Annotated in this window: 11 protein-coding genes; 7 read left to right on the top strand and 4 right to left on the bottom strand. The window is 56.3% G+C overall.

The genetic code is table 11. The features are described 5' to 3' along the window. The first annotated feature begins 18 nt into the window (after positions 1–18). The 7 genes from BBCT_RS08780 to BBCT_RS02840 all read left to right on the top strand — a co-directional run bounded on the left by BBCT_RS08780 (position 19) and on the right by BBCT_RS02840 (position 7696). Entirely contained in the window at positions 19–342 is a 324-nt protein-coding gene (locus tag BBCT_RS08780) for a WXG100 family type VII secretion target (protein WP_128805820.1), read from the top strand. Further along, entirely contained in the window at positions 339–1820 is a 1482-nt protein-coding gene (locus BBCT_RS02865) for an esterase/lipase family protein (RefSeq protein WP_033513165.1), read from the top strand. Before BBCT_RS08780 ends, BBCT_RS02865 begins: the two co-directional genes overlap by 4 nt. Before the next feature lie 114 nt (positions 1821–1934). Beyond that, positions 1935–3377, top strand: coding sequence for an adenylosuccinate lyase (purB, locus tag BBCT_RS02860; protein ID WP_033513163.1), 1443 nt, complete (start codon positions 1935–1937; stop codon positions 3375–3377). Positions 3378–3462: 85 nt separating this feature from the next. Beyond that, positions 3463–5958 (top strand): lysylphosphatidylglycerol synthase transmembrane domain-containing protein, encoded by a 2496-nt coding sequence (locus tag BBCT_RS02855; RefSeq protein WP_003836505.1) that lies wholly within the window; start codon positions 3463–3465, stop codon positions 5956–5958. 155 nt (positions 5959–6113) lie between these two features. After that, positions 6114–6395 (top strand): HU family DNA-binding protein, encoded by a 282-nt coding sequence (locus BBCT_RS02850; RefSeq protein WP_003808664.1) that lies wholly within the window; start codon positions 6114–6116, stop codon positions 6393–6395. 144 nt (positions 6396–6539) lie between these two features. After that, on the top strand, positions 6540–6899 hold the full coding sequence (locus BBCT_RS02845) for a hypothetical protein (RefSeq protein WP_003836500.1): 360 nt from the start codon (positions 6540–6542) through the stop codon (positions 6897–6899). After that, on the top strand, positions 6896–7696 hold the full coding sequence (locus BBCT_RS02840) for a dioxygenase (RefSeq protein WP_003836499.1): 801 nt from the start codon (positions 6896–6898) through the stop codon (positions 7694–7696). The genes BBCT_RS02845 and BBCT_RS02840 overlap by 4 nt, the downstream gene beginning before the upstream one ends. Before the next feature lie 140 nt (positions 7697–7836). Here BBCT_RS02840 and pafA read toward each other — a convergent pair whose 3' ends face one another. The 4 genes from pafA to dop all read right to left on the bottom strand — a co-directional run bounded on the left by pafA (position 7837) and on the right by dop (position 12128). Then, a complete protein-coding gene (pafA, locus tag BBCT_RS02835; RefSeq protein WP_033513169.1) occupies positions 7837–9303 on the bottom strand; it encodes a Pup--protein ligase in 1467 nt (488 codons plus the stop codon). After that, positions 9303–9494, bottom strand: coding sequence for a ubiquitin-like protein Pup (locus tag BBCT_RS02830; protein ID WP_003836495.1), 192 nt, complete (start codon positions 9492–9494; stop codon positions 9303–9305). The genes pafA and BBCT_RS02830 overlap by 1 nt, the downstream gene beginning before the upstream one ends. Positions 9495–9579: 85 nt before the next feature. Further along, a complete protein-coding gene (locus BBCT_RS02825; RefSeq protein ID WP_003836494.1) occupies positions 9580–10410 on the bottom strand; it encodes an inositol monophosphatase family protein in 831 nt (276 codons plus the stop codon). 134 nt (positions 10411–10544) lie between these two features. After that, the gene (gene dop, locus BBCT_RS02820) at positions 10545–12128 is read right to left on the bottom strand and encodes a depupylase/deamidase Dop (protein WP_172620096.1); all 1584 of its coding nucleotides are present in this window, start codon (positions 12126–12128) and stop codon (positions 10545–10547) included. Between the last annotated feature and the right edge of the window lie 25 nt (positions 12129–12153).

The following is a 12153-nucleotide window of genomic DNA, read 5'->3' as shown; positions in this document are numbered from 1 at the left end:
ATGTGTTCCAATACAGCTATGAACACTTCAATCACATACCCGTTTGTTCCCTCACTGGGGTACAACCCCATCAACACCTTGGCTTCAATGCCGGGCATGCCCTGCCATTGTCGTACCGGCATACGCGTCACCCAAGCGCTGATCAACGCCAGACTCACTTCCGCATCGCGACGCCTCGATGATCTTGACGCCGCGCTCGCATCCTGTTCGCTACCCGATTGGACGGGAACCGCCGCCGAATTATATCGCGCGCGGCTCGATGAGTTACGCAAGCAATCCTTGGCGTTGCGAGACGCGCTCAACGACACCTCACGCATCCTATGGTCGGTAGGTGCGGCATGAGCTGGCAAGTGACCGCCAGAGTCAGCGGCGGATGCAAATATTCCACAGAGGAAACCGAAGCATATCTGCATGCTGCGAAAGCGCTCAGCCATGCGGCCGACGAATTGAACCGCACCCATGACTCGTTTCGGGCGTTGAGCTTTCAGCTTTCCACTTATCCCTATGCGTCATCGGCCGCCGCCCTGCTGTCCGGATCAAATTCCTACTGCAATGCCGCAGACCATATCGAATTGCCGTACGATCAACTCATCGAACGTTGCGACAGCCACGCGAGCGCACTGGGAGCTATGGCGGCACGATTGTCTGAATTATCGGCCTTGATCATTCGTGCGCAATCTCTGTATTCCCAAGTCGATGACGCCGGTAGAAGGGCTTTGAACGAACTTCTGCAATTGACGATCACATCATTCCCGAAGGAGTCGATACTTGCTGGCATGGCCATGTCTGCCTTGGGATATGTGATGGGTTCCATCAATGAAGGTAAATCCAACCCCATCTACCTGTTGGATTCGTTGGATTGGGCGCAGGAAGGCATTATGGGCGCGGCCGGCGCCGCGCTCAGTGGATACGGCAAAGTCGCAGGCCTGTTGCATGCCGACGAAGTCAACCATGCGGCCGGCAACATTTCCAAAACATCCTCGCATGGCTACAATCTGATTCAGGGCAACAACCTCACCGTCACCCGAGTCCGGCCGAAAACCGAAGTGGTTCGAGAATCGCATAGCGTGGGCGAAGCGATGGAAGATCTTCGACGTCTCGGCGAGGAACGTCTCGGCAAAGCCGATCTCAACAGCGGGCTTGAGTACGGTACCATCGCCATCTCCAAATACCGTAGAACCGATGGCACCAACTCATGGCTCGTCACCATTCCCGGCACCGACGGCAAGCGGGATTCCCCGTTCGGATGGCCGCAGAACGTTGAGCTTATGAGCTCCGATAGCAAGCAGCGTATGGAGGCGGACAGCGCACGCATGGTGCAGGAAGCCATGAAGCAGGCCGGCATCAACTCCGATGAGCCGGTCGCTCTGATCGGGCATTCGCAGGGCGGCATCGTCGCCGCCACCATCGCATCGGATCTGAAGGACGATTATGACGTCAAACATGTGGTCACCGCCGGATCGCCCGTAGCCAACCATCCGATTCCAGACAAAACGTGGGTGACCAGCGTGGAGATGGACGACGAGCTTGTGGCAGCCCTCGACGGCGCGCCCAATCCCAATTCCGAACATTGGCTGACCGTACGCGGCACCGCAAGCAAGTCCGACAACAATCCGAAATCAACGTTCGCGGGAACTCCCGTCATAGACGCTCCCGACAACAAGGAGATCACGCATTGGCTGAAATATCATCAAGCCGCATATCAGAACGCAACCGATATGGGATCGTCCGCCATGAAAACCCACGAACAACATTTCGATGAGATTCTCGACGGCGACCTGCAGGAGGTCATGTATTTCGAAGGTCGTATGAGCAAATGAAAGCACGCAGCGGCCATGCCGCAGCCGAGCAGAACTGATAACGCACGATAGGCGACATCCACCGAGCGGACAGATACCCGGATCTCGTTTACGGCTGAACGTATGCTGTTACCTATGAAGCTTACTGATATCTCCCCTGCAATCGCATTAACTCCTCTTGACGGCCGCTACCATGGGCAGACCGCTCCGCTTGTCGAATATTTGAGCGAACCGGCATTGAACCGCGAGCGCATGCGCGTGGAAGTCGAATGGATGATTCTGCTTGCCAACGGTTTTGAAGGCAACGGCAATCAAACCATCGTTCCGGGCGTCAAGCCGCTTACCGATGAGGAGCAGGCGTTCCTGCGCTCCATCCCTGAGGATTTCGGCGCCGAAGGCATCGCTCAGCATGCCGCCCATGAGGCCAAAACCCATCATGATGTGAAGGCCGTGGAATATTACATCGACGATCAGCTTGACAAGGCCGCCGATGTGCTCGGCCATGAAACCCAGCTGACCGGGCTCAAGACCCTGGTGCATTTCGCCTGCACGTCCGAAGACATCAACAACCTGTCCATTGCCCGCTGTGTGAAGAACGGCATCGAGAACGTGTGGCTGCCGGGCGCGCAGGCCATCCTCGACCATCTGGCTCAGAAGGCCGAGGAATACCGCGACAAGGCCATGCTGTCGCTGACCCATGGCCAACCGGCTACCCCAACCACGCTGGGCAAGGAGCTTGCGGTGTACGTGTACCGCCTGAACCGCCAGCTGAACAAGGTCAAGTCTCAGGAATATCTCGGCAAGATCAATGGCGCTACCGGCACGTTTGGCGCACATCTGGCCGCATGCCCGGATGTGGATTGGGTTGCCGTCTCCCGTGAGTTTGTCACCAACCGCATGGGTCTGACTTGGAATCCGTTGACCACGCAGATCGAATCGCATGACTGGCAGGCCGAGCTGTACGGTACCATCAGCCACACGAACCGTATTCTGCACAACCTGTGCGTGGATGTATGGATGTACATCTCCCGTGGCGTGTTCGCCCAGGTTCCCGTCAAGGGCGCCACCGGATCCTCCACCATGCCGCACAAGGTCAATCCAATCCGTTTCGAAAACGCTGAGGCGAATCTGGAGATCTCCTGCTCACTGCTTGACACCTTGTCCGCAACGCTCGTAGAGTCCCGTTGGCAGCGCGATCTAACCGATTCCACCACGCAGCGCAATATTGGTTCCGCACTGGGCTATTCCGTGCTGGCACTCAATAATCTGATGGGCGGCCTGAATTCCATCCATCCGAACGACATCGCCATCGAAGCCGAGCTGGACTCCAACTGGGAGGTGCTTGGTGAGCCGATTCAGACCGCCATGCGAGCCTGCGAACTGGCTGGCCTGCCAGGCATGGACAAGCCGTATGAGAAAGTCAAGGAGCTCATGCGCGGCCATGAAATCTCCAAGGAGGCCGTCGAACAGTTCATCGACCAGCAGGCATTCGACGATGACACAGCGGCCCGCTTGAAGGCGCTAACTCCGGCAACATATACCGGTGTTGCCGGCAAGCTGGTAGATTTCGACCGCTGAACCGCAACTGTCGAATAAGCGCTAAAAACCATGCATTTTGAGGGTGGCCACGTATTTCGTAGCCACCCTCAAGGCGTATTATCGAATGCAGTGGGGCAATGTGACCCACCTAAAGCCAATCTCATACGTATGGAGCAAGTCAACAGTGTCTCACTCCCCCGAAGCTAATAAGCCCAAGCCGCATATCGACGATGTGCCACCAAAGCGCAGCCGCGATTTCGCCGATTTGACGCATGCGTTCTTCGCGCTGGTGCTCGGCATAGGCGTAATCCTGTTCTCCGTGTATCTGCACGGCACCGCATCCGGCGTGGAATCCGACGTTCGCTCCGCAAGACGTGTGGTCAGCTGGCTGATGGATGTGCCATCCTCCCTGCTGCAGCAACTTGCCATCGTATGCATCACAGTCAGTGTGCTCATTCAGCTGCTCGCATCCAAAGAGTGGCTGCAAAGCGTGGTTTCCGTAGTGTCCCTCATCTTCGGATTCTTCACGGTATGGGGCGTATCCGCGCTGATCAGCAATTCCGGCAATGCCATGCTAATCATTCCGCTGCAATCCAACAGCACATCCGTAGGCACCGGACTGCTTCCCGATTTTTACGCCGCCATGGCGTCGTTCCTCACCGTTTCAGGCCCGCGTCGTATCCGCTCATGCACCAAATGGGGATGGAATGTACTGTACGCCGTAGCAATGCTAATGGTTGTGCTTTCATGGAATTCGCTGGCCGGTGCCATTGCATCCTATGCCATAGGCCGTGTTATAGGCATGCTGATTCGCTTCGCCATCGGCACGCAGAACAATGGCGCTTGGGGCACTCAAATCGAGCAATCGTTGCGTTCCATCGGCATTGACGTGTCACTGCTTACACGCAGAGTCGCCCCATACGTCGATTCAGGCGTATTGAAGGCCACGTTGGATGATGATCTGATCGAAAACTCCCGTATTTACGATGTCGTCGATTATGAAGGCACGCAATACACCGTTTCCGTGCTCGACAATCAGGTACATGCGGCCGGTTACCTCAATCAGGTGTGGCAGTGGCTTCGCCTGACCGGTGTTTCCATGCGCCGCGATCGTTCCTCCGTTGACGCCATGCACCATCATTACGCCATGATTCTTGGCCTATCCAATGCCGGCTTAGAAACTCCGAACGTGTACGGTGTGGCTGATTATGGAGAATCCTCCATTCTGGTGTTCCACCGCAACCACATGCCGCTGGAATGCAACCAAAACACCATGTCCGACCATGATATAGAAGCATTCATGGAATATCTCACAGCAGCGCATCGCCATGGTTTCACACATCGGCGCATCACACCCGACACCTTGTCTCGTATGGAGAACAATCAACCGGTGATTGCCGGATGGCAGAATGGCGATTATGGCAGCGCATCGCCAAACTTCGCCCTCGACAAGGTACAACTTCTTGTATTGCTTGCGACGTTGAACGGCGTCGACCGTGCGGTCGCCTGCGCTCGCAGAACCTGGGGCGATGAGCAGCTGATTAATCTGGCGCCTTTTGTGCAAAAAGCCGCCGTTCCAGCCGCAACGCGCGCACTACCAGGTTGGGATAAGAAGATGCTTGCCGATCTGCGCACACGAATTTCCGCGCTTGCCCCGCAGAATGTTGCGGATTCGATGGAAAAAGTCACGCTATCGCGATTCAGCTTCCGCTCCTTCTTCGCCATCGCCTTGCTGGTGGTTGCCGTATATGTGGTGTTCACACAGATCCAGCCGGCCGAGATGATCAAAGCGGTCAGAGACGCGAATCTCGCTATGGCCCTGGTTTGCGTTGCTCTCGGTTTTATTGCATGGCTTGGTTCCGCCATTACCTTAGGCGTGTTCATGGATTCCGACAAACGCAATACGATCGGCTTGTATTGCTCTCAGATGGCATCCGGCTTCACCGCCGTTTCCATGCCGGCCGGTGTTGGCCCCGCGTTCGTCAACCTTCAGTTCCTGCGTAAAAGCGGTTATCGCAGTACCGCCGCGACGGCGGTTATGAGCGCGGTCTGGGCCGTGCAGGGAGGCACCACCATCGTGCTGCTGCTGACAATCGGCCTGTTCACGGGGCGCAACACCTTGTCCGGCATGATTCCGACGAATACGCTGATCATGGTGATTGCCCTCGTCGCACTGGTTGTGTCGGCGGCCATGGCGATTCCTCCGGTACGTCATTTGGTGACCGAGAAATATCTTCCGATGGCAAAGGCTTATGCACGCAATCTAGTCGACGTTCTCGCACGCCCGAAAGAACTGGCTTTCGGCATAGCGGGCGCATTGGTGCTCAACCTTGCGACCGGACTGGGCTTCTGGGCCGCGTTGATGGCGTTTGGGTGCCACGCGAATCCCATAGAAACCACGTTCATCTTCCTACTTGCCAACACCTTGGGTTCCGCGGTTCCCACACCTGGTGGCCTAGGTGCCGTGGAAGCCGCGCTGTCGGTGGCGTTTACCGCCGTGGGTATCCCCTCCACCATTGCCGTTTCCGCTACTCTCGTCTACCGAATCGCCTTCTACTGGCTGCGAATTCCGGTCGGCGCACTGGCTATGAAATGGCTCGACAAGCACAATTTAATCTGACAAACGCCCCCGTACGCTTTGATTTCCCCCCCGATTTTCAAAAAAAGCGCCTAAAGCCCTTATAAAATGCCGTTTTCCTCATAACAGTGCGCTAATATCATAGAGAACGTGGATGTTCGTAATCAGAATGTCCCCTGATCCAAGAAGGATGCTTTATGGCATACAACAAGTCTGATCTCGTCTCGAAGATCGCTCAGAAGTCCAACCTGACCAAGGCACAGGCTGAGGCAGCTGTGAACGCTTTCCAGGACGTGTTCGTCGAGGCAATGCAGTCCGGCGAAGGCCTGAAGCTGACCGGCCTGTTCTCCGCTGAGCGCGTCAAGCGCGCCGCACGCACCGGACGCAACCCGCGCACCGGCGAGACCATCGAGATCCCGGCAACCTACGGCGTTCGTATTTCCGCCGGCTCCCTGCTGAAGAAGGCTGTCACCAAGTAATTATTGTGATGATGGACGATCAGATGCCCCGACCACGATGGTCGGGGCATCTGTTTTTCTGATTCCCGCATGCAACCGTTTCTCAGGTTGATCCTGCGCTAGACTATCTATATTAGACATCGTGTCCATATAGATGGGGAATCCATGACCGATCAACGTAAAGAAGTCATCAACCAACTTCACGAACTCAACATCCTGATACTGCACACCAAACTCAAGGCGACGCGCGCACAGACCGCGCTTCGCGCCGCAACACGGGTACGCAATGTCGAAGCGGCCCGTCGTGGCGTGGCACCACTACAGCAGCTTCCAAAATCATCAGACATGGCAACGCATATGCTTGAATGCCTGAACGAAGAGGAACTTTCCACTCTCAGCGAACTTCTGCAACGTATCATCGACAACACCGACACCAGACTCCTCGGCGAAGAGTACGCAGAACGACGCAAAGCCATCCATGAATTCCTTATGCTGAATCACACAGACACGGAGGTACAGGAATGAGCGACGAGCAGGAGAACGCTCCCGAGGCAAACGGCCCCAAACCAATTCGTATCGGCAAACGATCCCTGTTCACTCCAAGTGAGGCCGTGGCTGTGGAACAGCATTCCGTGACACCTCACGTGTCACGCACCCGTTATGGAACCGCACGCATCGAAGGTCGCCTCTCCTCCCCCAATGCGCGAGTGCCCGCAGTCATATCGCAACATTGCGGCGGCATCACAGTCAAAGGCCATACGCTCAAATCGTTCGCCTATACCACCGACGCCGTGATCATTCGCAACACTAATGCCAACGCCATTCTCGCCGTCTACCCGTTCACCGGCGAGCCGGTCATCACGCAAGCGCTGCTCACCGTAGCCCAGATGCCGTTGTTCGTAGGAGTGGGCGGTGGCACCACCACAGGTCCACGTGTGGCCGAATTGGCCATGGTGGCCGAAATGCAAGGCGCGGCAGGCGTTGTCATCAATGCGCCCGCTCCTGCGGAAACCATCGAAACCACCATGCTGATGGTTGATATTCCAGTCATCGCCACAGTCACGGAAGACGATGAGACCACCGAATGTAAGATCCTTGCTGGCGCGGCCATCATCAATGTGGCGGCAGGCGCACGCACCGCTCAGGTTGTGGCAAGCATCCGCATGCACCATCCGGAAATCCCGATTCTCGCATCAGGAGGCGGTTCCGAAGAACGCATTCTCGCCACTATCGAAGCAGGTGCGGACGCCATTACATGGACGCCACCAAGCGCGCAGCAGCTGCAATCGCAGATGATGGCGAAATACCGCGGTGAAGCCTGACTTAGATCGGCCTAGCGACACTAACCGCTTTAGAATCACGTAACGAAATAGCGGAACACAAATACGAGAGTGGGGCACGGTCCATAAACCTCGACCGCGCCCCACTCTCGTAGATGCATGCAGACCATCTGCCTTCACCTTTATGCCAAAGCATCAAGCATGGCTTGGAAATCCTCGTTCCCTTCACATTGAAATGGATCAAGCAAGACCATGTCCATCTTCTGCGGCGACTGCAACGACAATCTGGTCCAATCACAGGAATACTGCGCGCCATATGCCTTGGCCGCGCCGACAAACCTACCACGCAATGCGGCACGCGTGTCTGCCGGAGGCGTGGTGCGGGCCTCCTGAGCCTGCCAATCGCCAATCAATGAGTGCAAAGTCCCACGACGAAGCAACGAGTCATACAACGCACCATTGGCCACGTCATGATAATCCAAATCCAGTTGCTCCAATTTGCGCTGTGTAATATTCCCACCGGAACGGGTACGCAGCGCTTCGAACAGGCGATGCTTGCATACCCAGTCCACCTTGTCGCTCAAGGCATCCACATTGCCGGAACGGAATATTTCCAACGCATTGCGCCACTGACGAATCACATCGTGCACATCGGTGCGCGGCAACGACGAAGCCACTTCCGGATGCTCATCCACGAACTGTTCCACAGCCTGCAGATAACGTTCCTGCATGGCTACGGCACCACCCTGCAACGTCGATCCGTCGGCCATGTCGAACGAAGCAGTCACGCCGCTCATATCGCGGCTGACCGCACGATTGGCGGCGCTGGCATCCGCGAACGCGAAACGTGAGAATCCCGACTCACGCCCTTCACGTCCCGCCTGTTCGATGACGCACAACACCAGATGCGTGGTGGCAAGCTTCATCATCGTGGCCCATTGGGAACGATTCGAATCCCCTATGATCACGTGCAGTCTGCGGAAAGCGTCAGGATCGGCGTGCGGCTCGTCCCTGGTGTTGACCATTGGACGCGATCTTGTGGTCGCCGATGAAACGGCCTCATCCAGAAAATCGGCGCGCTGCGTGATCTGGAAACCCGATTTCGTTACGCGCCCGGCACCAGTGAACAGCTGCCTGGTAATCAGGAACGGCAGCAATTCATGTTCAATGACTTCCAACGGCACAAATCGACGTACCAGATAGTTTTCATGGCAACCGAACGAATGCCCCGCGGAATCCACGTTGTTTTTGAACACATGCACTGTGGCATGCGCCCCATGAGTGGAACGGAGCCTCTGCTGGGCGTCCAACGCAAGGTCGCGCATCACCAGTTCGCCAGCAGCATCCACGGCCAGAGCATCCATGGGATCGCAGGCCTCGGACGTGGCGTATTCAGGATGCGATCCGACATCAAGATACAGTCGCGAACCGTTTTCAATATACGTATTGGTCGATCGCGCGGAGGCAATGATCGGTTGGAACATCATCATTGCCGTCTGGCTGGCGTCGCATGGCGCATCCGCACCGGTAACACTGACGCCGTATTCGGTTTCAATGCCGAAAATACGGGCGAAAGAATGAACCTCACGCAATGTTCCCGCATCAAGCGGAGACGAGGAATGATTGCCGCTGTCTCGCAGCTGTGGCATCATTCGCCGCCTTTTTGCACGAAACTACCGACATATTCCTCGGCATTGGACTCAAGCACCGATTGGATGTCGTCAAGCACGGCATCCAACGCATCAGTGGTTCCGTCGACTTGCACGCCGGCGGATTCGACAATGTCGCCCACCTCTTGGCCTGCGGATGCGGATTGAGCCTGGTCAAATTCCTGAGGCATGGCATTCCTCCCTGTAACTTCCGGTTGCAAACCTACAAAAAATGCTGCGCCACACCTTATATCAGGTGTGGCGCAGCATGCAACACTATGCCAAATACTGGCTCAAATCGTTGGTGATTAGGCCGTTGGTGGCCACCACATCGTTCTCCTGACGCCAGTGAACGCCTTCGCCGTTCCACTGAGTCAGATGGCCTTGCGCCTCCCAAATCACCACGGCACCGGCAGACACGGCAGGCACGTCCCACTCATGCAAGTGCGGTTCGAAATACGCGTCGTACGTGCCATCGGCCACCTTGCACAAATCAAGGGACGCCGGGCCGACACGTTTAATATCGGCAGGACGCCCGGCGATCTTCGCCACCACATCGAGCGCGCGCTGTGATTCGGACGACACCGGAGACATGCCGAAACTCACCACCGAACCATCGAGGGACGACGTGGTGGAAGGAATGATTTTCTCGCGTTTGTCTCCCAATGGGGTCTTACGAATACGGATCGCACCGGATCCACGCACCGCAAGATACGTCAATCCCAGCGCCGGAGCGTGCACGATCGAAAGGATCGGCTGTGCGGAGCACTGTTCGTTGAATTCGAATAATGTCACGGTGATGGTCCATTCCGGCATGTTGCGTGCGAAATTGATCACGCCGTCGATGCCGCCCACGCACCAGTATCGTTGGCCGGGATAGCACTGCTCCGGTCTCAGCTGCCAGAAGCCATCGAACACGTCGACATAGGTCAGACGGTTGCTGATGAACTGCTGTAGGCGCTCGTCGGTGTTTGAAGTGAAGTGGAAGCAGTCTTCGGACACTTCCAGCCTTCTCATGTCGTGCGGATTCGTCTGGTCGTTCAACGCATGCTTGCCTGCGTCCTGCAGGATGCGGGCGACTTCGAGGGCGATTTGCCTCAGTTCCATAGATATGCCTTTTCGTTTCCTCTGTACAGTCCCGGCACGTCCTCTCTCCTAAAAATACCGGGATGATGTTACCTGTTGTCAATGGTCGTTCTTCGCGACCAATTGATGGTAATGTTACCCGCACAGATTGCATTTCACCGTAACATTTCCAAAATCGACGCCGCATCTTGGAGACGTTCACAATAGCCAGAACATTGAGATTTGCCGTATTTCAGAGGGTCCGACATATCCAATGAGACCATCGGATTCTCCACGGTATTATCACTAATCGTTCGATGACGCACGGTAAGATGAGACCACGATGCGGCCACGACCTGCTCAGGGAAACGACGAATAATCTCAGCACGCAACCACGCACGAGTAGTCGATGGCGCTTCAACCGAAGCCTGTTCCAACTGCTCGTCCGTGACCAGACGTTCCGTTTGGGCACGCAACCGATCGAAAATTGAATCGGCGGGATCTATCGCAGCCCATTTCAAGTCAACGGCCGCGATGCGCGCATCACCCCAGCCAGAGCCGATTTTGCGCCGCAGCTTCTCCAACAACTGCCATTTCAACAACCATTCGACGCGGGAAGCTTCCCCATGCATCGCAAGTCGCGTATCATCGTCGGCATGGCGAATGGCCGCCACATCGGCGAGCGCCTGTCCCCACATCGCCATGATGTTGCGGGTGGAACGGTCCGGCCACGCCGGTTCGCCAGACGTATCGGTCCCATACACCACGGCTGCGGCGGCATATACCAGAGAACGCAATGTGATTTCGATCTGCCATGCCGTGGTTTCACCGCCGTATTCCAGCGGCAACGCGGCACCCAATGTAAGATCGTGCGACACCTCATGCATGGCGCGCACCGGATCGGCAAGAGTGGTCGGCCTCAAGGCCTCATCCATGTTCAATCCCGCCTCCTCGGCATGTTCAAGCAGCCAAAGCAGCATGCTGGTGGTGCCGAGCTTCAGTGCTTGCGGCACATCCATACGGTTTGCGTCGCCGACAATCACATGTAGTCTGCGATATTCGTCGGTGCTATGCGATTCGTCCCGCGTGTTGATGATCGGCCTGTCGAACGTGGTCTGCAAACCGACTTTCATATGGAAGTAGTCGGCACGTTGGCTGAGCTGATAACCTGTGGTTTCGCTCCGCTCGCCGATGCCGACGCGACCTGATCCCGTGAAAATCTGCCTTGCCACAAAATGGGCCGTCATGAGTTTCGCAACCTGGTCGAATGGTACCGAACGCAACATCATGTAGTTTTCGTGCGTGCCCCAGCTTGCGCCTTTACCGTCGACGTTATTGCGATGCAGTACGATTGCGGTGCCGGCTTGTTCGCTGGCTTTGCGTGCACAGGCGCGCATGATGCGGTCTCCGGCATGATCATAGAGCACGGCATCAAAAGGATCATCGGTTTCGGGAGACGAGTACTCCGGATGCGCATGATCCACATACACACGTCCGCCATTAGCTGCGATCACGTTGGTGATGTTGAGCTGCGGCGCGTCGGTAAGTAGGTCGGGATGTGCCGCGGCGCGTTCCAGTCTGGTACCTCGCGCGTCGTTGACGGGGTCTTCCTGCCGATAATCCCAGCGGATATGCTTGGTTCGTTCGTTTGCCGCGGCACCAACCACGTCGAACGACAATTGCACAGGATTGTAATGCCCAAGTTTCGGTGCCGAAACCGCATATTCGGTTTCCGTGCCCATGATTCGACGAACGCTCATCGATATGACTTCCTTTCGTCTGTTT

Source organism: Bifidobacterium catenulatum DSM 16992 = JCM 1194 = LMG 11043, from assembly GCF_001025195.1.
GTDB classification, from domain to species: domain Bacteria; phylum Actinomycetota; class Actinomycetes; order Actinomycetales; family Bifidobacteriaceae; genus Bifidobacterium; species Bifidobacterium catenulatum.
Note: the sequence above shows the minus strand (reverse complement) of the source record. Positions and strands in the feature narration are given on the sequence as shown.